This window comes from Nocardia aurea (genome assembly GCF_003123685.1).
Taxonomy (GTDB): Bacteria; Actinomycetota; Actinomycetes; order Mycobacteriales; family Mycobacteriaceae; genus Nocardia; species Nocardia aurea.
The window spans coordinates 224,145-247,293 of record NZ_QCYJ01000115.1 but is presented as its reverse complement, the minus strand read 5'-3'; the positions used below and the strand labels follow the sequence as shown (position 1 = coordinate 247,293).

The following is a 23,149-nucleotide window of genomic DNA, read 5'->3' as shown; positions in this document are numbered from 1 at the left end:
GTCGCCGACGCCGGTGGCGTCGGCGGATGTCGGGGTGAGTGCAGGCGCGTCGTCCGTGAGGCCGAGTCATGCCCGCTCGCTGAGGGAAGCCGCAGATGCGCAACGGAATCGACCTGTGGTCACGGGTCGGGTCCGGTCTCGGTCGAGGACTGTGGCGCCGATATTTCAGCGGTGTGCGGGTCGATCTCTGGGTCCCAGTACTCGGGGGATTCCTGCTCGGTGACAGCGGCGGCCACCGCGGCAGCGATTCGATCGCCGGGTTCAGCAATGCCGCCGCTGTCGAGGCTGGTGCGGGCGTGTTCGCGCCACTGCTGTGGTGACGGCAGGATCGGTTCGTCGACTGCATTGGGGCCGAGATTGTTTCGGTCGGGGTGTTTGCGCAGTGAGCTGCGGACTTCGTCGCCGAGGCGTCCGCTGGTGTAGGGGTGCCACAGGGTGTCGATGTCGTCGAGGCTGTAGTCCCGGTAGATACTGACTCGTCGAGTCAGATCGGTCTTGGCGGTGTCGATGAGGCGGCCACGCTGGTTGGGGTCCATGTCGATGGCGTTGGCGGTGACGACAGCGCGTTGCCACAGTGCGGTCATGTTGCGCCGGAACTGGTGGGCCTCAGCCGAGTCGGGGTCGGCCGTCATGCGGTGGTGCTGGTATTTGTGGGCGTGCACGACCTCGACGGCAGCCATGTCGACCAGGACGTGAGTATCGAGAGCGACACGGCTGCCGTTGCGGCGGGTCATGGTGGCACGTTGCGGAGGCAGAACCTGAGCGTCGGACCAGGGTTGGCGCGAAACTCCGAGTCGCCGTGCAACGTCGACCCAGCTCGCGGGCATACCGGCGGCGCGGGTCCGGATTTCGAGCAGGCCGCGGTCGCGCTCGAGGGCGTTGATCTGTTCGAGGCGATCGCGGTCGCTCGCCTTAGGTGCGGAGGCCGCGTTGCGCAGGCGGCTGCTCTCCGCGGCCAGGTGGTGGATCTCCTGCAATGCCTGGGCCTGTCGTGCGGGGATATCGCGCACCCGCAGTGGCATCGGGACGGCGTTCACAGTTCGGCTCCGTCCGCGGACAGGAACACCGGGACGGCCTCGAGGTCGCTCGGGTCGTAGCCCGAAGCCTGTTCGGGCTCGGGTAGGTGACTGAAGGCCACGGCCGTGTCGGGGTCTTGTGGGAGAGCAGCCGCGACTACTGCCTCGATACCGACCGCATCAGTGCCGCGCGCGGCAACGAACAATGGTTGAACCGGGTCGAGTTCAGCGCTGATCGCCTCGTAGAGTTCCTCGGCCGGAGGCAGCGCGGCGGCGGTATCGACCGCGATCCCCACCATCGACAGCGCGGTGGCTTGCCCCGCGTAGGCGCGGGTGTCGACTTCGGCGGCGGCGCGCCACCGGTGGGTGATCTGTTCAGCGGGAACCTCGGCGAGCGTGGCGGCGGCTTCCTGCGCCCAGACGGTGGTGTCGCCCCAGAGCAATTCGCCTTCCTCGGCGTCCAGTCCGAGCAGATTCGCGACCCCGGCGGTGCGCATCCGTAGCGCCTCGATGTTGGTGCGCAGCGCTGCTGCCCGGGAGTCTGGGACCAGGTCGCGGTGCGCGACGTCCAAGCCCGCCCACTCCCTCAACCTGGCTACGTCGGTGGTGAGGTCACCGAGGACCCGGTCCCAATCGGTGGGGTCGGGTTCGCGCAGGTACATCTCGGGTCGATAGGCGATTCCGCGTTCGCCGCGGGCTTGGACATGTTCGATCCACACCGGTGGTACGCCGCCCGCTGCCGCGGCGGCGGCGAGGTCGGCGCGGGCCACGGCGTGATGGTGGTAGTCGACCAGCCACGACTGCGGCGCGGGTCCGTCGAACTTCGTGGCCTGGGTGAGGAGTTCGGTGACGGCGACGGTGTGGTTCTGCAACGCCTGCAGGACGGCGGCTTGCCGCTGGGTCGGCTCGATCACGACGATCCCCCCTCACCGGGTGTCCGGTAGGCGCGGAAGTCGGGGGCGAACCCGAGACGTTCAACCGGGATCCGTGCGTGCGCCGGGCCGAACCACTGGCGGGGTACCCGCGCGGATCCCAAGCTGGGTAGTGGTTGGTGGTTTCCGGGTGTGCAGCGGTGGAGGGGCCCGTTGGCGGCGTCGAGGATCAGCCGCATGGCGGGGTCGATCTGGCGGGTGAACAGACTCGACATCGCGGCCTTGTCCTCGGCGATCACCGCGGCCTCGAACGCTCTGTGCAACAGTGCGAATCGCAGTTCGACACCGTGATGGTCGAACCAGCGCGTGCACCAGGTGTAGGTGTTTTCTCGATGGTTGGCCGAGATCCGCACCGCGGTCACCGGCAGCAGCCACTGCCGCACCCACAGCGTGTGGTGGGCGAACCTCGGCGGCGGGGGCTTCTTCTGCTCCTTGTCCGTAGCCTCACTGGTCGGCGGTGTGGTCTCGGATTCACCGGCAGGTGGTGGACCGGTTTTGTCGGCGGGTACCGGTTCGCTGGGTAATGACGGTGTTTCGATGTGTTCGCGGGGAGTGCAGCGGTGTAGGGGGCCTTTGGCGGCGTCGAGGATGACCCGGAAGTGGGCATCGACATGGGTGCCGACGTAGGCGCTGGCGCCGGGGCCGCGGGAGGCTTCGAACGCGGTGTGTAGGTGCGCGATCCGGACCGCGACCGGGCGGTGTTCCCACCACTGTTCACACCAGGTGTAGGTGTTCTCCCGCTGGCCTTCGGCTAAACGCACGCTGATCAACGGCAGCAGCCATTTCTCGGCGAAGTCCACGAAATGCGGAAACGACGGCTTCGCCGGCTGCTTCTTCGGTGGTTTACTCGGGTTCGCGGCCGTGGGTTGCGGGTTGGTGGCGGTCACGACGCTCCCGCCTCGACGTCCCCATCGCCATCGCCGTCACCCGCGTCGGGTACCGCGACCGTGAGGACGGTCTCGGTTTGGGCAGAGAACCGTTGCAGGGACTGGTGGATTTGGGGTGCGTATTCGGTGTCCTGCCACCAGGTTTTGGACACCACCACCGGGCCGTGGCCTGGTAGTCGGACGATGGCCCGGTCTTTGGGTAGTGCGGCGAGGTGGGAGATGTCGAGGATGGGTTCGGCGCGCCAGGACAGGGTGCGGTTGATGCCGTTGGCGCCGTGGCTGTGGGAGCGGTCTGCGACGTCGTGTTGTCCGGTCATCTGTGACCAGTGCTGTAGGTAGTCGACCGCGGCGATGCCGCCGCCGTAGACCTCGATGGATTGGGCGCGCATGGTCTTCAAACCGTTGACGCCCCACAGGTCTTCGCCCTGTTCGAGGACTTGCAGGATGGTCATGAGGATGATCCCGCAACCGCCCGCGTAGGTGTAGTAGGAGGGCAGTTCGGAGATGCGGGCGCAGTTGGCGGCCTCGTCGAGCACCCCGAGCAGCGGCACCGCCAAGCGCCCATCCGGACGGGCACGCGCGGTGGTGAGGGCGGCTTCGAGGATCTGTCCGACCAGCGCCGAGGTCAGTGGTGTGGCGCCGTCGGGTCCTGCCATGCTCAGCGCGTACACGGTGTCGTGGGAGGTGACGAACTCCGTCGGTTCGAATTGGGGCAGGTCGTGGGTGGCGGGTTGTTCGCTCTTGTGCACCACGAGGACGGGTTTGCCGGTCCGCTCATCGATTTCTTCGATGGCCCGCAGGTGGGTGCGGGCGGGTGGGGTGATCATGCGGGCGTAGTCGGCGTCGGCCAGCACGTTGAGGAACCGGCGTGCCATGTCGTAGAGACCGTCACGTTGACGGGCGTAGAGGGCCTGGGATTCACGGATGCGGTCGGCGGGACGGTGCTGGCCGTAGGCGTCCAGGATCATCGCCGGAGTCGCGTCCTGATCACGACCGAGCCACTCGGCCACATGCAACAGATCCCCCTCCGCACACGCCGCCGCGAACATGTAGAGCGCGAGAAGTTCTTGAGCGCCACCATCGAAATAGGAATCGACCTTTGCGTTGGCGGCCTGAGACGCCGATCCGGAAGCGGCGGAGACGAAGAACCCGGCCAGTTTCCGTGCGGCGGGCAGGTTGGTGACCTGGGCCAGGAGGTTGACCCAGAACCCACACACCGGAGTCCCGGTAACACCTTGCAGGTCCGAGAGCCAGATCGTGCCGTGGTCTTCGCGTCCGCCGACGGTGTGGCGGTACAGATCAGGTTTGTTGGAGGTGGCCAGGCACGGCCCCCACGCGGCGAGTACCGCCGGGATCGCCCACGCCATCGTTTTGCCAGTACGGGTGCCCGCCGCGATCGTCACCCCGAGTTCGGCCGGAACATAGAGCTCCACACCACCGACCACGGTCTTTCCCAAGGGCGGCCCCTTCTTCTCCCGTATCTCCGGTGCCGCGTCGAGCAACAACCGCTGATTGGCGGCCAGGTTGTCCTGGACGCGGCCGACTCGGATCTTGTTGGGTCGCTGCATCGTTCGCGCGGCGGCATCGAGTTCACTCGGTGTCCGCAGCAGCCGCCAGCAGCCGACCACCAATACCACTTCAGCAGCGAGGAACAGCACGAGCAGGGCGGTGGCCTGCCACGGCCACTGATGCTGACCGAGGGCAACTTGCAGCAGCGCGGTCACCGGATGCTTGGTGACCGGCAGCCCGGCCCACCAACTACCGAGCGCCAACGCCGCCCACACGGTGACCACGACCGCCAGCACCGCGAGGGCCAGGAGTAGGAGGGTGGTTTCCTCGCCGAGCCCGCCCTTGTTGCGGCGGCGGGTCTCACGTGTCGAGATCATGACCGGACTCCTCGTATGTGTTCAGGAAAAGCGAATGGGGTGCTGGGTTTTTCACACCGCCACCCCCAGATCGGGATCGATTCCGTACTCGGGCGCCATGTCGGTGTCGGCATCGGAACTTGGTTGCTCGCCGACTTGGTCGAGGTCGGTCATGGCGGCGGCGATGGCTGCGTCGACGCCGCTTGTGAGGTTCGTATCGTTGACGGCGACGGTCTCGGTGGTGTTGTGGTGGGTGTAGGTGCCGTCGCGTCCGGCGATGTAGGCGGCGTCGATGTCGGGTTGTGTGGCACCGGCGGTCGCGGCCTCGATCCGCGCGTCACGGACCTGACCGAGCAGATCCTCCAACCGCCCCAGCAGGTCCTGGTCGTGGCTGACGACACCAGCGAAACGTTCGCTGGTGCGGGTGTGTTCGGCGGTCAAGTCCTGCACCCGGCGTAACGCGGCTCGCTGCGTGACTTCGCGTTCGACGGCGCCGGTGTCGCGGTCGCCATGATGTTCCTCAGCAGCGAGGAGGTCGTCGGTCGCGGCGATGATCGCGTCGACTTCGGCCAGACTGGTGATCTCGGGTCCGCGACCACCCAGGGCGCGGTCGAGGACGCTGGCCGGATCAGCGGTGCGGCCCGCAGACCTGTCTTGGGGGCGGGAGCGTGCACCGTCCTGGGTCGAGCCGTTGATCCCGGGTTCGATCCGGCCGGTGATCTGCGCTGCTTGCCGCAGGGTCCGCCACGTCAGCTCATCGACCGTCGGGTCTCCGGCGGCCCTGGCTTGTGCGAGTGTGCCGTAGGCGCCGACAGCGGTGACCGGGCGTGATTGGAAGGTGGCGCTGGCGGCATCGAGTTGGGTCCACAGCCGCTGTTCGGCGTGTCCGGCGTTACGCCATTTCGCGGCCAGGTCGTGGGCTTGGTTCATGAATTCGGTGACCTGGTCCGGTGTTTCACCGAACGGTGCGATCAGTCGCAGTTGATGGAACCGGGTGAAGTCCGCACGCAGCTCCGCTTCCCGAGGATCGGCGGCGTCGTGGTAGTAGGCGGGGTCGGTGGTCGATTCCGGTTGTGTATCGGGCCAACTCATGACGGTCGACCTCGATGGGATGTTGTGGTGGGCATGGGGGTGCCTCCGAACTAACTGAAGAGATGTCGAAGCGTCCCCGGCGATACAGGTTCGATGCCCGGCCAGTACCCGTGACCGAAACATCGACGAAAAGCATTGCTCTTAATGGACATTCATGTCGTGCGCCTTACCCGTCATGGGTCTGTGCCGAGGTCGGGGTGATACCCGCCGACCTCTGGTTCGGGGTCGCTGCCGATATGGGGGTCAGCGGTCCAGTCGGCGGTGGAGTCGTGCCTGAGCGCGTCGTCGACGGCGGCGCTGATCGCGGATGCGGCGTCGACGGTATCGACGACCTGCTCGGCACTGTTGCTGGTGACGGCGGCGTCGATGAATTCGGCGCGCAGCGATGCCTGCGCTGCGGCGATCATCTGCTGGGGTGTCGGTGGCAGCGTATGGGCGCCAGCGATGGGGGTGCCGGTAGCGGGGTCGAGGGGAACATACGGCGGCACCTTCAGTTCGGTGCTGGGTGTGGTGTAGGAATTCCATGCCGCGACCACCCCGAGTTCGTCTCTGTTCTCCAGCCACACCGCGTGTTCACGCCGGTAGGGTTCGGCTGAATCTCCCCACAGGAGTGCGGCTTCGGTTTCGGTGATCGCGGCGGCGTGCGCCAAGGCGACGACACGTTGGTGGCGCAGTGCCATGTTGGCCGCGAATTGCTTCTCCCCTATCGGGTCGGTGCCGTAGCTCCAGCGTCCGGTGGCGATCCGGTCGGCGCGTTCGGCGACCAGGGCGGCCATGCGGTCCAGATGCCACAGGTCCAGCCCGAGCATGTCGACGAAGAATCCCTGGGCGGCTTCATCACGCCAGGGCATCGATTCGGCGCGGGTGAAGGCGTCGAAGCGGGGTTGGGTGTGGTGTTCGCCGAGGGCGGCGGCGTCGGTGATCCACGCTTGGGGCAGTCCCGCGCTCAGCGCGGTCTGTTCGATCTGTTCACGTTCCCCGGCCAAAGCGTCCAGATGGTGCCGCCACGCCGATTCCGCGCCGCCGTCCGGATCGAGAGCCTCGAACCCGTCCCAGCCCGCGTCCAGGATCCGGGCGTGTTCCTCGGCCAGCAACCGAATCTGGGACAGCAGGTGCGCTTGCCACTGCACCACCGTCTGCCGAATCGGCGGTGAAGGCTCCGAAGTCGTCATCGTTCACGCCCCCTTCACCAGTCGAGCCCGGTCGCGGGGTCAGGTTCGGGTGGCCGCTCGATCACCTCACCGACCGGCTCACTCCCCCACGTTCGGGTGGTGGTCGTGTCGGCTGCGGCGGCGTCGACGGCGCGATCGATACTGCGACCGTGGTCGTCGAGGATGTCGGGGTCGAGGGTTCCGTGGACGAAGTACGCGGCGCGGTCGAGTAGTTCTTCTGGTGTGGGTGGGCGGGTTTCGGGTGGGGCGAGGTCGCTGAGGTCGGCGTTGAGGTTCTCGGTGGTGCGCGTGACGTCCCATTCGATCCCGGACCACGAGTACGCCCGAAACTGCTCGAGCAATTGGGCGTCGTCGTATCCGGCCACGGTCGCGACCAGTCGTCGCCAGCCTTGTTCGTCGCGGCCCCATAGATCCGCGCGTTCGCCCGGGGTGAGGTCGGCGAGCATGGCCTGTGCGTCGACTCGATGCCACAGCGAGCCCATCCCGACCAGATACTGGCGGGGTCCCTCGGCGTCCATGACATCGCCGAGGAACCGGAACTCGGTGGCGACCGAGACCGCGGCCATGTGTTCGAGGGTCCACATGTCCTCGGCCATCGCCGCGATCATCTGCCCCCGGATCGGGTCCTCACCATGACGGGTCGTCGGCGGATTCGCCCTGTTGTGCTCCCACCGCCTACCCCGCCTCCCGGCCTCCACCGCCGCGGTGATCGCGGCTTCCGGGACACCGGAGGCGGCAGCGCGGACGGCCAACTCGTCACGGTCGGCTGCGAGGTCGCGTAGGTTCGAGCGCCACCGTTGTAAGGCCACGTCACCGCGCCCGTACTCGGTCTTGTATTCGGGGAAGCCTTGACGAAGCACGCGGGCGTGGTCGGCGGTCCGGTCCTGGATGCGGGCGAGCAACCCCGCTCTCCACCCCGATAGCTCACCACCCTGATTCGGGTAAATCATGACATGTCTTCCTTTGCTGTGAAGCGTTGTCGGACTGTGGATCCCGCTGGCGAGCCGCGCCAGCACCGCGGTCACAGCGCTGTCCCCGCATCGACGTCGAAGTCGGGTATCGCTGTATCGGCATCGCCGAGACCGTCAGTGCTCGCGGACACGTCGAGTGCTGGGTTGTCGGTGCCTGCGCCTTCGACGGCGGCGCTGATCGCGGTGGCGTCGGGGGTGCGGGAGGGGTCGGTCACCGCGGGTGCGGTATCGGCGTGGTGTTCGGCGGCGGTCAGAGCGTCGGCGACGTGGGTGACCATGTCGTCGGGGGAGGTCGGCATCGCCGCGGCCAGGTCTTCGGCGGTGATCCCGGCGGCTTGCAGCACGATCACCGGAACGGTCAACGCACTGAAATCGGTGGCCACGATGCGGTTCCAGCTCTGCGCGACCGACCGAGCGTCCGCCGCGCGGACCTGGTCGGCGACCGCGGTGGACCAGTGCCGGTCACCGCGCGCCCACACCTGATGTTGTTCCTCGCGTGTGAGGCCCAGGGCGTGGGAGATGGCACCCAACCGCTGCCAGGTCATGCCCATCACCCGACGGAAGCGGGCGACGACGTCGGAGTCCAGGCCGCCCTGGCGGGTGAACACTGCCCCCACCCCGGCCATGTGCTGCAGTTCGCGTACCTCCCGACCGAGTCCGGCCAGCAGGCGGTCGCGGTCGACGAATCCCGAGCCGAGTAACTGCTGCCCGGGACGCCACCGATCACCGCGTTCTCCTGCTGCCCGGCTGTAGGCGATCCACGCCTGAGGAACACCGACACCCGCCGCGACCTGCTCCAACAAGATCAGGGAGCGCTCCCCGATCTGTAACTGCGCCAACACTTCCGCCGGCTGCCCGGATACGGAGAATTCAATGCGGCGCTGCTGATGGTCCAACGCCAGGTTCTGGATCCCCCGCAGCAGATGCGCCTGCAAACGACTCGGGCTATGCATCACCGACCCCCACACACGTGCAGGCGCGACCGCTCACCGTGGCCGGTCACAGGTCCAACCCCGCATCCGCCGCCACATCGACCGTGTCGACGGCGACCTCGTCGGCCAGATCGACCGCCATCGGGTTCTCACCGGGAACCACAGCCGCGGCCACCGCTTCGGCGAGAACATCGACCGCATCCGGATCCGAGCCCGGATCCGCTACCGAACCACTGAATTCATGGGTGAGGTAGGTGTCGAGGGTCAGTTCCTCGGTCAACTCCCGCACCGCGTCCAACGACACCCGGTATTCGGGCTCGACTTCCTCGGCCCCCGAACCGACGACCTCCTCACCGCTGAGGTCGATGATCTCGACGTCGATCACCGCCAGGTCGAGCTCCGCACCAGGGGTCGGGGTCGTGGAGTTGGTGCCCGGGTCGGGATCCTCGAGGGTCGCGTCGACGATGTCTCGGTAGTCGCGGCCGGTGTCGGTGTGGAAGCGTCGCTCGTAGGCGGCGGCGTCGGCGGCGTGCTCGTCGGACAAGCCCTCGCTGGCGTTCGCGGCGGCGAACGCCGCGGTCGAGGCCGCGGCGTCACCGACCGAACCCGAACTGGTCAGGGTGTCGCTGAAACCGGCGGCGCGGCGGCGGATATCGATCAGCAGTTGCTTGTACTCGACCTCGAGGGCATGGACCTCGCCCGCGCGGGTCTCACGACCGGCATAGGCGTCGACCTTGGCCGCGTGCAGGATCTCGTTGTGCCGATACTCCTGACGCCCCATCCGGTTGCGACGCCGCAGATCGGATTCGGCACGCGACATCCGAGCCTTCGTCTCGTCCTGGCCCAGCTCGTGGGCCTGCTGGCTGTGGTCGATGCGGGCACGGATCTCCTCCACACGCGCCTTCGCTATCGTGTGGTCGTCGCCCGCTTTGCCGATCGCGGTCCCGACGCGCACGTTGTGCTCGACGATCGAACGCTGCTCCCGCGCGGCGGCGAGCTCGACGCGCTGATCGTGTTCGGACTTCGAGCGACTCTCACCACCACGCCCACGCATCAACGCCGCGGTCGTATGCGCCATCTGGAACGCCTGCACCGCACCCTGGCGCAGCGCCTGGCCGCTCTCCTCGACCGGATCCCCGCTCATGAAAGCACCCGCAATCCCGACAGCAACCAGCCTGTGGCGGGGCCGGTGCGGCTAACCGTGGCGTACACCGGGAACACCGTCGGTGCGGCGCCGGTGGCGTCGAGTTCGACCACCGCGACCCGAGCGAGTGTGGTGGCTGTATCGGGCGGGTGATCGTCCTGGCTGACCCGCACATTGGTGTGGACCGGTGTTCGCTCCTCGCGCCAGCGCTGCCAGACAGTGGCGGTGACCGGTCCCCACGTCGCTGCCGAGGTCTCGGCCAGTTCGGCCAGCCTGGGGGTGAGCAGGGGCCGTGCTGCGGCGGCGGTGTCGCGTTGATCGGCCTGCTCGACAGGGCGATAGCCGAATACCGCCGCGAGCCCGGCGGTGAGCACCGCTTCACCATCACAGGGATCGACTGCATTGAACGGTGCGGCGAAACCTGTTTCACGGCAGTGCTGTTGGCTCACTGTCGATGTGGTCTGCGCGGCGCATCCGGTCAGGCAGATAACGGTGAGCGCGATGGCCGGGAACGACATTGTCCTGTTCACCGCAGCTCCCGGTCGGAGCCGATGAGGGTGAGGAAATCGCCGCGATCCCACGGCACGGTCCGGGAGCCGGTTTTGCGGCTGGCCGGGTTGTCGATCGGGTCGGTGACCAACTCGAGCAGCAGATTTGCCGCGACGGCGGCGTGATGCAGGTCGACAAGAGCCAGACCATGGGAGCGCTCCATCGTCAAACGCAGAACCCCCGCATCCCACATCGACCGCCCGAGAGCCTGACCGGCCAACCAGATCGCCTGCAGTGCCGCCGATTCCGCCGCCCGTACAGCATTGATCACGAAACGGTCGGGAGGATGATGGTCACGCCACAGCACCTGCCCACCCCGGCGTGCCACCGTGAACCGACGGGTCGTGCCCGCACACCACAACATCAGACGCGGCCCCCGGCGAGCGCGGGCGACCAAGACCGGATCGACCTGTCGTTGAGCGAAGCCCAACGCACGCACCGCGGCCAGATCCACACCGGCGACCATCCGCAACGCGCTCACGTATCGGGCGAAGTCGGCCGGGGCGTTCAACCCGTGCGCGACCGCGAAATCCTCCAACTCGGACACCCGAGTACAGCGACGCAACCGCCGCACATGAGCAGCGACCACACCGCGAGCCGTCGGGCCGGATGTGGTAGCGGTGAGAGTGTGGTGGTTCATGATCAACCTCGTGATGCTGGATCGTCGGAGTGAATAGGCCTGTGTGGCAATGGGATTGTCGGCAGGGGCGCACCCCGGTTGGTGCGCTGTCCGGGTGGCGACACGGGCACGGCGCATTCGCCTCGGTTCCGGCTGGCAGGTGAGAGCCGGCTCGTTCGAGTGGGCGCGGCAGGGCGTGGACTGCGCTCTGGGTGTGGCCGGGGCGGGTTGAACTGTCGATCCGTTTACCATCGACTCATGTCGAAAATCGGGCGTCGCGAAGGTCCTGCCGTGCCGATCCTGCCCTCGCGCGATATCGCCGCGACGCTCGAGTTCTACAGCCGACTGGGGTTCGAGACCGAGGCCTACGGCACCGAGTACGGGTTCGTGCAACGAGACGCGATAGAACTGCACTACGCGCACACACCCGACCACGACCCGTGGGTGGCGGCTGGTGCGGCATTCGTCGCCGTGGACGACGTCGACCACGTGCGCGCCGAGTTCGTCGCCGCCGGGGTATGGGCGACCGATTCGCAGGATCCGCCGTGCACCGACACGGAACTGCATCGCAGATGGGACGCTGGTGAGGGCCTGGCCCGAGTGACTCCCGTCGAGGACAAGCCGTGGGGCATAGAGGAATTCGCGCTGATGGATATCGATAACAACTTGCTCAGGTTCGGCAGTCCGGACTGAAAACCACCACTGCGGCGTTCTCACCGGTCCTGCGTGCACGCAAGGCCGGCACGAAGTGATCGAGGAGACGCGATCAGGCACGGGGACCTCCCGGCGGGGTGGTGGCGTAGCGGCGGACATCCATGCGTTCGCCGTCCCACGCGCTCAGGGGCGTGATGGTGACGGTCTGGCCGGTTTGCGGGGCGTGCAGCAGCAGGTCACGGCCCTGTTCGTCGCGGCCGTAGTAGACCCCGACGTGATGGGAATCCGCATCGCCGGGAGTGGTGAAGAAGATCAGGTCCCCCGGTGCCCGTTGCGCGAACGGCACCACTTGGGCGGTGGGGTGGTCTTGCTGGGCTTGGGTGTAGTGCGGGAGCCGGATCTGCCCGCCCGAGGCGTGATACACCGCGTAGAGGGTGAGTCCGGAGCAGTCGAAGCCACCCGAGGTCGGACCGCTGGTGTCCCCGCCGCCCCACACGTACGGGGTGCCGATCCAGCGGGCCGCGTACTCGATCACCGCACGCCCGAACTCACTCGCCGACGCCGCGCTCAACGGCGCACCCGAGCCCGAACCGCATCCCTGCGCAGACGTCGCAGCCTGTGTGCGGGAGGTCGAGCCCACGTCGATGTCGGCGAACAAGTCGTAGAGTCGGCGCGCCAGCCCGAGTTGCCCGGCGTAGGCGTTGGGTGCGGAGCGTTCGATTTCCTGCGCCAACTCCGCCGGTGACATCGCCTCGGCGGCCGACCCCAGTTGTTGGGCGCGGTCGTAGAACCAATTGATCTGATACGTCGGGTTCATGAGTGTGGCGATGCCGACCGAGCCCCACACACTGGCCCGCAACTGATGCGGCCCCACCGAATCGTGGTTGGTGCCGAGACCGTCGTTGTTGTAGGTCAACGACTCCGGCACCGACGGGTTCGCCAGATTCCGGAACGAGGACTCCGTCGCTTGGGCAGCCAGCTCGGCGATGATCACCGACTCGCCCATCCCGCGTTGCTTGCCTATGGCGACCCCGTCACGGGCCAGGCGCAACTGCGACTCCGATATCCCCGCCATCGTCTGCCCGGTCGATCCACCCACCGCGGCCCCGGCTGCCAATGGTGTCGCGCACGAAGTCGCCGGTTCGGCACCGACGAGCACGACCAACAGCAGGAGAAGCGCGACAGGCAGTGAGATCGCGGTGGCGGTCATGGTTTTCGAGGTCGCATCCATCTGCTGTGCTCCTCCTTTCCGGAACTGCTTCTGACTGGGAATTTCGGGTTGCGCGGGACTGGGCGGGCCGGATCAGGGCCGATGGCCTACCAGCGCGTGGGCACGCGGCAGCGTCGGCAGGGCGGCGCTCACCTTGAGGAATTCCTGTCGGTGTTTTCCGAATCCGTGTCGATCGGCGAAGAGGTCTTCGGCCATGTCCACCAGTTCGGCGGCCTCGTAGGCGTCGAGCGGTTGGGTGAGCTCGGATCGACGACCGGCATTGCGGCGCAGAGTTTCTCGGTACACGTGTGGTTCGGTGTATCGGCGCGACAGCCTGTCGAGCCAGTAGTCGAACTCGCTGTTGTCGTCGGGGCCGATGCCGTCGAGCAGCCCGATCTCGCGGGCGGTCGTGGTGTCGAGCGCGTCACCGCGTTCCAGCAGGGTCTCGGCCGTCTGTGGGCCGACCCGGTGCGGGAGGGTGACCGTGTGAAGCTCTGAACCGGTCAACCCCATGGGCCGGTAGGCCGGCGACAGTGTCGCTCGACGACGCGCCACGACCACGTCGGCCGCCAGCGGCAGGGCCACACCCCCGGCGCCGGCATTGCCGGTGATCGCCGCGATCGTGACCTGCGGACTGTCCCACAGAGCCCGGCAGACCCGGTTGATCGCCTTGATGTTCTCCCACCCCTCCAGAGCGGGATCGGGTGCGAGTTCGATAGCGCCCAAATGGATTCCGGTCAAGAAGAAATGCCCGACGCCGCCACGCAGCACCAGCACATCGGTGTCCTGCTCACTCGCGGCACGCACTGCCGCGGCGAGGCGATCACATTGCCCGGTTGTCAGGGCACCGTTGTAGGCGGTCACGGTGAGCGTGCCGACCGCACCGTCGCGGCGGTACACGATATCGTGGCTGTCGAATTCCTCACGCACGGGCACACTGTCGAGGTCGACACCGAGACGCGCGAGGACGCTGGCAGCTGGTCCTTTGCAGGTCGTCGCGTTCTGCGAGCGTGCGCGAAGATGCCCCACCCAGATCGTTTCCTGTGCCCCGCAGGCGATTTCGATGCCGTGGTGTCGACGGCCGATGATGGTCCCGGGTTCGGCGCGTACGCCGCTGCGTCCGGGATGGGCGTCGTAGAGGTGGACGGTGTGACCGGCGAACTCGGCGCACCACCCGGGAGCGCCGTCGGCGGCGTGGATGCGGGCCAGGATCGTGGCTGCGGGCGCGGTCCAGGGCACGTGACGATCGAGCTGGCGTACCGGCGCGCGAGTCCGAGCGTCGGGTACCGGTCGCGGCGCGTCGGCTTGGTCGACCGGAACGAATGCGGGGTCCTCGGCATGCGTGGCTGTCTCGAGGATGCATTCGATGGCGGCGTCGGCGATGGCCGTGTTGTAGAGCGTGGACTTTCGCTGCGGGTACTGCACCTCGACCGCGCGCCACGCCCACACAGGCCCTGCGTCCATCTCGGCGACCGCACCGATCGCGGTCACGCCCCACCGGGTCCGGCCCTCGGTCAGCGCCCAATCCAGGCTGCTGGGCCCACGGTCACCGACCGGGCCGGGATGAATGATCACCACCCGGTGGTGCTCGTAGATCCTCGCCGGGATCGCGGCGGTCAAGAACGGGCAGATGATCACGTCGAAGTCCTCGTCGGCGACCGCGTCATCCATCGCGGACGCGTCAGCGACGACGGCGGTGCGCACATGGTGGCCGTGACCACGTAGCGCGAGTTCCGCGCGGACGGTCAACCCGTTGCGGGCACTGGACATCAGCAAAATCCGTTGAGACATAGCGACTTTCTCCTCACAAAGCTGGCGGCTCGGTTGAACGTGCGAATGGCTCCACCCCTGCCGCAGAAGGTGTTCCGCCCGCCGGTCGGTGGCCAGAGGTATGCTGCGGGCGCAGGCAGGGGACAGGGTTCGACTCTCGGCACCGTGGTCGTGAAACGCGTTCGGACGCTTCGATATTGGTTGCATCGGTATCACCGCCTCGACCCCTCTTCATCGGAGCCCGGCAGGCCCTGAAAGCGGCGATTCGTGTTGTGGATGTCGGTATTCCGCTCCGAGGCTGTGAATTCCATACGGAACGGGATTCCGGGTTCGGCGGCTTCTCCGGTTTTCAGCAGGAAGCACCCCGTGCCGGGTGGGGTTTCACGACGTGACGGATCGAGGTCGTCGTCGGTGGGTGGACGCGGTGCCGCCCAGGAGGTCACCAGGAGTTTTTCGGTGTCGGTGATGCCGACCGCAGTGCGTAGGCGGTTGATCTCTTCCGGGCCGACGGGGCCGATGATCTTGGCGCGGGCGCGTTCGAAGAACCCCAGCGCTTTGGCTTGTGCCGCTGGGGAGTCGAACGCGGCGAGGTCCTTGATCGTGTGCGAGCACATGATCAGCCCGGTGCCCAGGGTGCGGTTGAGGCGGGTTAGCGCGTCGACGCGGTCGACCATGAATTCACCGACCCCGAGCACGCGCCAGATCTCGTCCATGACGACCTCGAAGGTGCGCGGCGGCTGCAATCCGGCATCGGAGAGCGCGTGGGCGGCGGCGACAGCGCCGAAACCCTCCGACCAGCAGACCATCAACACCGCGGCCAGGAGTTTGGTGTCGCCCTCGGGAATCCGGGACACATCCACACACACCGCCGGACTGTCCAGGTTCAGGCGAGTGCTGGTGGGGCCGTTGAAGATCGCCCCGAACGGGCCCTCCACCAGCGCCCGCAACGACCGCCGCAGGGTTTTGGTGCTGGCACGGTAGGTGTATTCGTCGTCTTCCTCGGCGAAACGCCGTAACCGGTCACCGCCGGTCGAGATCACGTCCAGGAGGTCTTGCAGCAGCGGGGGCTGCTCGTAGCTGAACCCGGTCTCCGGGCCGTACAGCTCCCGCAGCCCGGCAGCGATCAAGACTTCTTCGTAGTCCGCCACCCGCGAACCACGCACCAACTCGATCAGTCCGGCGACCACGTTGATCTGACCGGCCTCGACCCGAGCGGTGACCTGGCGACGCTGATCCGGATCGGTGAGCCGCTCCACGATCGTGCCCAGCGCACCGACATCGAGCGGGTTGACGGTGCCGTGCCCGTAACCGACATCGACGACCTGTCCACCGAGGCGCTGCACGAGGTCGCGGTAGTCGGGTTTGGTGTCGCCCATGCACAGCACCGTCTCCCCCGCCGCGACCGCACCGGTCACCATCCGACGGATCAGGCTAGATTTGCCGAACCCGTTGAGCGCCAGCACGAACGCGATCGGGGCGGTGATGAACCCTTTCAGAAACCAGGACATCGGGTCGAAATGCACCGGCGCACCGGTGATGTAATGCGACCCGACCGGGGTCCCGACCGTCGGGGCGCTGGCACCGACCGCGAAAGGCCACAACCCGACGACCTGGGCGGTGGTGGCACGCCATTCCGGAGTCGCCGGGACGACGGAAGCGCGTCCGCCGCCCGGCCCGCGATAGCCGCGGTCGGTGAGCTCGACGGTCGATCGGACGAAGCCATCACCCGCACCACCGGTCTCGGTGCGGCGGGCGAGCGTGGCCCGACGATGATCATCAGACGATATCGCCGCCCTGGCCCACCAACCACGTAGTCCAGGCCGGGCCGCGGCGCCCTCCGCCGCAGCCCGCGCGGCAGTGGTCAACACGCGCACTCCCGCGACCATCTCGGTCCGTCCATCGCGGCGTGGGTTCTTGTTTGTGGTCATGCCGTCACCCGCTTGGAGATGGAGGTGTGCTCGGGCAGGACCAGCCCGATGCCCAAGCTCGCGGCGAAGGCGGCGGCTTGGGAGCCGTAGCAGCGGCGCACACTCAACCGCGACGCCGCGCTCATCGCCTTGACCGACGCCTCGATCCCCGGCAAATCACCGTCGAGGTGATCGGTCACCGTCACCAACACCCCGAACCGGGTCAACCCCGCACCACGGGCCTGCTCCTCCCGGGCGGCCTGGGTATTGCCGACCCGGATCCGCGCCGAAGCACTGGCGATACCGCGCTCGGTCTGCTCAGCAGCGACCGCGTCACGGAAGTCGGAATCGACCAACGAGGTCGCCTCGGCTGCTGAGTGCAGGCGGTAGACGATCGCGACCCGTTTGCGGGGGACATCGGCGCGGGGGCGCAGGAGTTCTTCCAGGACGGTTTCCATGACCGCGCCTCGGGGGGCGGCGTCCATTTCCCAGGTGATCGACCGCGCGCCGTCGTGCAGGTAGTGATCCCACCCGTCCACGTGGGCGATCGGGCCGACCGAATCCCAGGACTGCGTCCGCACCAACTGCGCGCCAGCGGCTTCCACGTCGCGTTGGGAGGCCAGGTCGTAGCGGGTGCGGACCAACGCCAGGACTTCCCACGCCTGCAGCGGTGTGGCGGGCAGGCCGGCGCGCGCGAGTTGGGACAGGACGCCTTGGAGGCGTTGCCCTGTTTCGCGGGCTTGTTCGGCTTCGTCGCGGCGCACGCGGCCTTTGCCGATCGCGCGGTAGGTGATCGCGATCCGCGCCTCGATCCGCACCCCCACCCCACCGATATCGGCGGCGGCCTCTCCCATCACCGCCCGCGCGAACTCCGGGGCGTCCGGACGAACCAGGCGGGTGACTTCTCCGGATTGTTTGAGGCGGGTTTCGACGACGTTGTCCAGCACCGCGGTCACCGCGACCACTTCCCCGCCACGGCTCTGGGTCGCCAGGAACTGCCCGTACCCCTCCACCCACGCATCAATCTGGGACTGATCGACCAACTCCTTGCCACGCGGGATCACCCGCAACACCACCGTGTAATGATCCGAACGGCGGATATGCAGCATCCCGAAACGACGACCACCCGCGGTCTCGTACTCACTGAGCCGCGAATCCGCCAACAAACCAGGCAATTTCGCGACACCCGGTATGCGAGCGAAGCGGCCCGAGCGATACAGATGCTCACCACGCGACCGCGCCGCAGCGAACTGCACACGCAGCAGCGCCAGTTCCCAACCGGTGCGGCCGTTGACGGTAATCGCCAACGGCGTGAACACCGCCGCGGCGGCCACGATCAACCCGAGCGCGGTGGTCAATGAGCGGGTGAGCATGAACCCGGCCATCACCACGATCACCAACCCGAGCCCGAGCATCGACACACCCCACGTCAACCCGAAGAACCCCGCCGAACGCGGACGTTCCCACCGCCCATACATGCGCGCGGTCACCGCCGCACCTCCCCCGGGCTCAGCGAATCCGCGTTCCAGCCACCCTCAGCGGCATCGGCGGTTTGCGCTTCGACAGCGGAAACAGCTTGTGTACCCGCGTCTTTGACTGCTTGTGCCGCCATCATCGCCGCACCGGCCACACCACCAGCAGCAGCACTGGAAGCGCCACCGGCCTCACCACCGGAGCCCGCAGCAGCGCCAGCGCCGGAGCCTTCCGAGGTCTTGCCCACCGCGGAGCTGGGCCTGGCAGTACCGCCACTGGTCCTGCTGCCACCGTTGCCGCCCCCGCTGTCGAGGCTCGAGCTGCCGCTTCCTGGCGAACCTTCGTCGGATGCGCCGCTGCCTCCGCTCATCGGACGGCCACCCCCGCCAGGAGGTGGACCGCTCCCGCCGCTTCCTCCACCGCCGCCGTCTCCGGTGCCCGTGCCGCCCGGGGCGTTTTCGCCTTCGCTGACCTTGCGTGCGCCGCCGCTCTCCCCCGCTGAGCCCATCGCGACGCCGGCGAGACCACCGGCCATGACGGCGGTGGCTCCACCGCCGCCGCCGAGGGTGGCGACCGCCGGAGCGACCAGGCGCACCAACGCGGGAAGCACGACCACGGCCATCACCAGCAGGATCAGTCCGAGCAAGATCTGTTGTGGATCGGTCTGTTTCTCGGTGCCGATGACGGTGAAGGCGATCGCGTAGACGAGTGCGCCGACGGGTTTGTAGAGCACGAATGCCAACGACCAGGACAGAAGTTTCTTGTATGCCTGCGACCCCGGGCCGGTCCCCGATGCCGCAGCGGCGAGCGGGATCACCGCGACCACGAGGATCAGCAGGGCTTGGCGGATCACCAGCATCACGAGTTGGACCAGTGTGCTGATCACCCCGAGCAGCGCGACCACCAACAGCAGGCCCGACCCCAGCCCGACTGTCGAGCTGTCTATTTGGGTGACACGGTCGACAGCTCCGGTCAGGTCACCGCGGCTGGCATCGAAGATCACCCAGTCCGCGAACTGATCGCCCGCGCGAGTACCGAGGGTGATCACTGCGGCGAAGACCATCGACGCGAACACGGCGCGGGCGAGCATCAGGAAGCTCTCTTGCGCTTCGCCCGCGACCCCTCCGCGTTTGGCCAACGCCAGACGCGCGGCAGCGAATATGATCCCGGTCGTGAGCAACAGCACTTGCAGCCCACCGCTGTAGTCGCGAATAACCATCAGCGCTGGACCGGGTTCTCCTCCGGCCGCAGTGAGCTCAGGTGCGGGCAGATCCGTCCACCAGCCGATCGCGAGCCGCAAGAGGAATGCGAATCCCTTGGCCATTGCGTCGCTGAGCTCATCGATCACCGAACCCGCTGCGTCTTGCGCGGCCTGTCCGAGTTGTTCGCACGCCTGCTGCGGGCCCAGCGGAACGTCACAGACATCCGGCACCAGTTGCTCTCGCCCGAGACCATTGGCCGGGAACGCGTAGACCGTCGTTGTCATGACACGGTCTTCCACGAGCCGAATCCTGCGAGGTTGGTGACGTAAGTACCTGGCCCCCAGAGGGTTTCGATGTCGGCGGGCACGCGGACGCGCCAGTCACCCTCGATCCAGGCCATCGGCCAGGTCGCGACCCGGTACCCGAGATCGTCACGGGCGGCGAACTCGACCACGGCGAGATCGTCGCGGTAGCCGGACCGGACACGGACGCCGTCGGGGACCACAACGTAACGGCCCGCGTCTCGGGTGCGTTCGCGGGAGCGGGCGAACCGATCCAGCAATAGAGTTCCGCCGCCGTAGTAGCGGTCGCGCACCACCTGCTGCCACACCGGTTCAGGTGCGGCGAGCGCGCGAGCCAAGGCATCGGCTGCGGCCAGGGCCGCGCCCTGCGGCGTGCGGGCGAATCCGGTCGCGATGCCGTCACGGATCGTGGTGGGCCCGTCGCTGCTCGAGATCGGCATCGCCGCGCCACTCCAGCCGCGCTGCCAGCGCAGACCAGCGGGCGCAGTGCTCAGATAGTCGGGACTACCCGGGTCCGGCCGACCGGCAATCATCTGCGGTACCGCGACTCCGGATTCGATGCCGGGAACCTCGAGGCGGTTGCCGAACAGATCCGTGCCCGGCGGCAACACTGATTCGGACGGACTCGGCTTCACCGCAGCCGGAGATGTCGCGGGGATGCTGGGCGCGGTCTGCTCGTGGTCGGAGTCGCGGGTGATGGTCAGCACGAACACAGCCACAACGACAGCGGTGATCGCGACGAAGGCGATGATCAAGGGCCGATAGGAACGCATGTGGCTGAGTCCTTTCAGCGCTGCGTGAGTACGACGAGGTCCGGCGGTGTCACCGCGACAGCAGCCACCGGCGGCGCGGTCGCGCTGACGGTGTCGGGTAAAGCGAGTCGCCAGTCGTCGTGTTGCCACAGCACGGTGGTGTGGTTGAGGGTCAGTGAGTTGTCCGGATGCAGGCTGTAGATGTCGACTTCGCTGGCGTCGAGGGTGTATCGGCTCAGGACGTAGCCCAGGATTTTCGGTGCGCCGTCGACGATGGGGGCGGTGATCGAGATCTGTGCGCGGGCCACGGCCCACACGTCTCGGGCGGGTCCGGGGGCGAGCATGCGGGCACCGATCTGGGGCCATTGGCCGTCGGTGGCGATCGAGGTCCGCACTGTCGCCTGGATCGCGGCGACTGCGGCACCGGCGGGCGAGTGATCGAATCCCGAGGCGACTGCCCCTTCGATGGTGCGTGGTCCCTGGTTGGTCACCGGCAGGTCCACGCCTTGGAAGGGCCACCATCGGATGCCGGTGGGTGGTGTGCGGGCGGCATCGACGGTTGTCGTGGTGTGGTCCTGGTTGGGGGTGTCGGTGCCGCAGCCGAGCAGGGCCGCGGCGGCGAGGGGGCCGGTGAACGCGATCACGACGATCACGCCCCAGCGGTCGATTCGGTCGGGATGCACAGTCGGTCTTCTCCTCGACATCAGGTGGAGGGCAGGACAGCCAGGGCCAGCGAGCTGGCCGAGCCGAGCAGCGCCGCACCGAGCAGGGCGCCGAGGAGTCCTTCGATGCTTTCCTCGCGGTAGCTGCGGATCGCGAGGAGCCCGCCGACCCAGACCGCGCGGGCTATGCACAGCAGCAGCACACACCAGGCGAGGTAACCCAACAGTTGGGTCAGCGGCGAAAGAACTTGCGTAGGCAGTTGTTTGGCGGCGTCGATCACGGTCTCCCGGCCGTGGCCAGCGCCGAGGCCGGTGGTGGTCGGCTGGTCGGTGTGCGCGCGCATCGTTATGTACCGCCGGTGACGACGGCGTTCATGATGCCCCCGGCGCCGGTGGCGATGATCCCGCCGACCAGGGCGCCGAGGATGATCTTGGGGGATTCGATCGCTCCGCCGTGGAAGCGTTCCCACCCGAATTTCCCGCCCGCGTAGATCAGAGCGGCGATCCCGGCGAGCATGACGATCCAGGACAGATAGTTGACCAGGTTCAGCAACTGAGGCGCCCCGGGAGGCACCGTCGGTGTGACCTTGATATCTTGGGCCAGCACGGTCACCGCCGCGATGGTGCTCATGAGGTTGTCTCCGAATTCTGCTGTGCGGCAACCGGTCCACGGTCGGCCGCGAGTCGGGTGATGATCTGGTGCCCGGCAGAGTGCACGTCAGCGGGGACGGCCTCACGCAGTCGCACGCGGCGCCGCGCCGGGGCAGGATCGAAGGGTGTGAATTGAGCGAGGTCGACCAGTTCGGTGACCACGAGTTCGTCGTGCCAGCCGATCTCGTAGACCACATCGACCAGCTCGGCGATCACGCTGCGGTACCGGCGCACCGCCACGGGAACCTTCCCCGGCCGTGCCGCGGTCAACGCGAGCCCGATCACCGTGACACCGTCGGGAGCGAGTCCCGCGTGCCATTCCCGCAGCCGCTCGGCCGCGGCGGCCAGTCCGGGGATACACATTCGGGCGGCGACGATCACCCGTTGCGTGGTGGCCGTGGAGGCGGGCCACGCCGAGCCGGTATCAGCGGCAGGCGCCCACCAGCGGGCGAGGGTGGAGGTCCCCGCGCCACCGTGTGCCCCCATCACCGCGAACAGCGGTGGATATTTGCCTGAGGTCGGCAGCGGCGCCTCGCGCACCGGCGCGGTCCTGGTCGGGACTTCGACGGTCTGCGGGTCGAGGCGGTTCGCGCGGCGTTCGACACGCTCGTCGGCGTGCAGGCGAAGAGGGGAGACCATAGCTCAGCCCTGCTTCTGAAAGTTGGTGATGACCATGCGGTCGGGACCGTCGGGGCGGGCATTGATCAATTGCAGGTAGTCCAGGCGTTGACCGTCGGGACGCACCTCGACCAGATGCACCTGCGCGGCAGTGTCGGCGATCGGCGTGATCGCGACGCAGTGCGTGGACCCTTCGGGGATCGAAGCGATACCGGCAGAAAGAGATTCGAGTACCAACCCTGCCTCGACCGACACCAAGCCCAGCGCTGTCGCGGCGTCCCGTTGCCGGTAGTAGGCGTAGTCGAATGCGGCGATCACCCCGGTCACGGTGTGCGGATCGCCTGCGCCGTCGGTGATGGTCGCCCCGGACAATCCTGTGCACGCTCCTACCGCGGGGGCTGTGGTGGCCGGTGGTGCGGTCGTGATCGTCGGGATGGCTGTCGGCGCAGCGGGTGGCTCGGTCACCGACCTGATGCCGAATCCGACCATGACCAGGGCCGCAGCGAGAGCGATGGTCAGGCACACCCAGACTCGGGTGCGACCTGTGCGGGAGTTGTCGGTCTCGACCTGCCTTGAAGATGTTCGATCCGGGATGGCGGGTTGGTCGTGTAGCCACTGCCATTCGCTGTCGGTGCGGGGCTCGTCGGTGGTCAGGGCGTCGGTGATCGGTTGCAGTGCAACTGGTTCGGTGTGTTGGCTCAGCCATCCGATGCCGTGGTCGTGGTCGGCGCGAGTGGTGTGGTTCACGGGTATCACCTCCTTTCAGCAA

At 67.5% G+C, this 23,149-nt stretch carries 23 protein-coding genes; 1 reads left to right on the top strand and 22 read right to left on the bottom strand.

Annotated features, from left to right (window positions below; translation table 11 throughout):
- Positions 1 to 119 precede the first annotated feature (119 nt).
- The 11 genes from DAT37_RS44330 to DAT37_RS27220 all read right to left on the bottom strand — a co-directional run bounded on the left by DAT37_RS44330 (position 120) and on the right by DAT37_RS27220 (position 11,107).
- The gene (locus DAT37_RS44330) at positions 120 to 1,037 is read right to left on the bottom strand and encodes a hypothetical protein (protein WP_157978721.1); all 918 of its coding nucleotides are present in this window, start codon (positions 1,035 to 1,037) and stop codon (positions 120 to 122) included.
- Positions 1,034 to 1,930: a hypothetical protein gene (locus tag DAT37_RS27265; protein ID WP_109527698.1), complete on the bottom strand. Its 897-nt coding sequence runs from the start codon at positions 1,928 to 1,930 to the stop codon at positions 1,034 to 1,036. Before DAT37_RS27265 ends, DAT37_RS44330 begins: the two co-directional genes overlap by 4 nt.
- A complete protein-coding gene (locus DAT37_RS27260; protein WP_109527697.1) occupies positions 1,927 to 2,835 on the bottom strand; it encodes a DUF4913 domain-containing protein in 909 nt (302 codons plus the stop codon). Before DAT37_RS27260 ends, DAT37_RS27265 begins: the two co-directional genes overlap by 4 nt.
- On the bottom strand, positions 2,832 to 4,721 hold the full coding sequence (locus DAT37_RS27255; protein WP_109527696.1) for a type IV secretory system conjugative DNA transfer family protein: 1,890 nt from the start codon (positions 4,719 to 4,721) through the stop codon (positions 2,832 to 2,834). Before DAT37_RS27255 ends, DAT37_RS27260 begins: the two co-directional genes overlap by 4 nt.
- Before the next feature lie 51 nt (positions 4,722 to 4,772).
- Positions 4,773 to 5,792, bottom strand: coding sequence for a phytochrome family protein (locus tag DAT37_RS27250; RefSeq protein ID WP_109527695.1), 1,020 nt, complete (start codon positions 5,790 to 5,792; stop codon positions 4,773 to 4,775).
- Between the two features lie 173 nt (positions 5,793 to 5,965).
- Positions 5,966 to 6,964, bottom strand: coding sequence for a hypothetical protein (locus tag DAT37_RS27245; RefSeq protein WP_157978720.1), 999 nt, complete (start codon positions 6,962 to 6,964; stop codon positions 5,966 to 5,968).
- Between the two features lie 14 nt (positions 6,965 to 6,978).
- On the bottom strand, positions 6,979 to 7,914 hold the full coding sequence (locus tag DAT37_RS27240; protein ID WP_157978719.1) for a hypothetical protein: 936 nt from the start codon (positions 7,912 to 7,914) through the stop codon (positions 6,979 to 6,981).
- A 71-nt stretch (positions 7,915 to 7,985) separates the two neighbouring features.
- Positions 7,986 to 8,888: a hypothetical protein gene (locus tag DAT37_RS27235; RefSeq protein WP_157978718.1), complete on the bottom strand. Its 903-nt coding sequence runs from the start codon at positions 8,886 to 8,888 to the stop codon at positions 7,986 to 7,988.
- A 46-nt stretch (positions 8,889 to 8,934) separates the two neighbouring features.
- A complete protein-coding gene (locus DAT37_RS27230) occupies positions 8,935 to 10,011 on the bottom strand; it encodes a hypothetical protein (RefSeq protein ID WP_109527691.1) in 1,077 nt (358 codons plus the stop codon).
- The gene (locus tag DAT37_RS27225) at positions 10,008 to 10,541 is read right to left on the bottom strand and encodes a hypothetical protein (protein ID WP_157978717.1); all 534 of its coding nucleotides are present in this window, start codon (positions 10,539 to 10,541) and stop codon (positions 10,008 to 10,010) included. The genes DAT37_RS27230 and DAT37_RS27225 overlap by 4 nt, the downstream gene beginning before the upstream one ends.
- Positions 10,538 to 11,107 carry a hypothetical protein gene (locus tag DAT37_RS27220; RefSeq protein ID WP_109527689.1) on the bottom strand — a complete coding sequence of 190 codons (570 nt, stop codon included), beginning with the start codon at positions 11,105 to 11,107 and terminating at the stop codon, positions 10,538 to 10,540. The genes DAT37_RS27225 and DAT37_RS27220 overlap by 4 nt, the downstream gene beginning before the upstream one ends.
- 330 nt (positions 11,108 to 11,437) lie before the next feature.
- Between DAT37_RS27220 and DAT37_RS27215 the strand changes: the two genes are divergently transcribed.
- Positions 11,438 to 11,872 (top strand): bleomycin resistance protein, encoded by a 435-nt coding sequence (locus DAT37_RS27215; RefSeq protein ID WP_109527688.1) that lies wholly within the window; start codon positions 11,438 to 11,440, stop codon positions 11,870 to 11,872.
- Between the two features lie 73 nt (positions 11,873 to 11,945).
- Here DAT37_RS27215 and DAT37_RS27210 read toward each other — a convergent pair whose 3' ends face one another.
- The 11 genes from DAT37_RS27210 to DAT37_RS27160 form a co-directional block, all read right to left on the bottom strand.
- The gene (locus tag DAT37_RS27210; RefSeq protein ID WP_232840023.1) at positions 11,946 to 13,064 is read right to left on the bottom strand and encodes a C40 family peptidase; all 1,119 of its coding nucleotides are present in this window, start codon (positions 13,062 to 13,064) and stop codon (positions 11,946 to 11,948) included.
- Positions 13,065 to 13,136: 72 nt separating this feature from the next.
- Positions 13,137 to 14,834, bottom strand: a complete 1,698-nt coding sequence (locus DAT37_RS27205; RefSeq protein WP_198654448.1) for an enoyl-CoA hydratase-related protein — start codon at positions 14,832 to 14,834, stop codon at positions 13,137 to 13,139.
- Between the two features lie 191 nt (positions 14,835 to 15,025).
- Positions 15,026 to 16,741, bottom strand: a complete 1,716-nt coding sequence (locus tag DAT37_RS27200; protein ID WP_157978715.1) for a hypothetical protein — start codon at positions 16,739 to 16,741, stop codon at positions 15,026 to 15,028.
- A complete protein-coding gene (locus tag DAT37_RS27195) occupies positions 16,738 to 18,210 on the bottom strand; it encodes an SCO6880 family protein (protein ID WP_232840022.1) in 1,473 nt (490 codons plus the stop codon). Before DAT37_RS27195 ends, DAT37_RS27200 begins: the two co-directional genes overlap by 4 nt.
- Positions 18,207 to 19,679 (bottom strand): hypothetical protein, encoded by a 1,473-nt coding sequence (locus DAT37_RS27190; protein ID WP_109527685.1) that lies wholly within the window; start codon positions 19,677 to 19,679, stop codon positions 18,207 to 18,209. The genes DAT37_RS27195 and DAT37_RS27190 overlap by 4 nt, the downstream gene beginning before the upstream one ends.
- On the bottom strand, positions 19,676 to 20,470 hold the full coding sequence (locus DAT37_RS27185) for a hypothetical protein (protein ID WP_109527684.1): 795 nt from the start codon (positions 20,468 to 20,470) through the stop codon (positions 19,676 to 19,678). Before DAT37_RS27185 ends, DAT37_RS27190 begins: the two co-directional genes overlap by 4 nt.
- Positions 20,471 to 20,484: 14 nt before the next feature.
- Positions 20,485 to 21,132 (bottom strand): hypothetical protein, encoded by a 648-nt coding sequence (locus tag DAT37_RS27180; protein WP_198654447.1) that lies wholly within the window; start codon positions 21,130 to 21,132, stop codon positions 20,485 to 20,487.
- Positions 21,133 to 21,152: 20 nt separating this feature from the next.
- Entirely contained in the window at positions 21,153 to 21,455 is a 303-nt protein-coding gene (locus DAT37_RS27175; RefSeq protein WP_109527683.1) for a hypothetical protein, read from the bottom strand.
- Between the two features lie 2 nt (positions 21,456 to 21,457).
- Positions 21,458 to 21,742 (bottom strand): hypothetical protein, encoded by a 285-nt coding sequence (locus DAT37_RS27170; protein WP_109527682.1) that lies wholly within the window; start codon positions 21,740 to 21,742, stop codon positions 21,458 to 21,460.
- Positions 21,739 to 22,401, bottom strand: coding sequence for a hypothetical protein (locus tag DAT37_RS27165; RefSeq protein WP_109527681.1), 663 nt, complete (start codon positions 22,399 to 22,401; stop codon positions 21,739 to 21,741). The genes DAT37_RS27170 and DAT37_RS27165 overlap by 4 nt, the downstream gene beginning before the upstream one ends.
- Before the next feature lie 3 nt (positions 22,402 to 22,404).
- A complete protein-coding gene (locus DAT37_RS27160; protein ID WP_157978714.1) occupies positions 22,405 to 23,127 on the bottom strand; it encodes a hypothetical protein in 723 nt (240 codons plus the stop codon).
- Positions 23,128 to 23,149 lie beyond the last annotated feature (22 nt).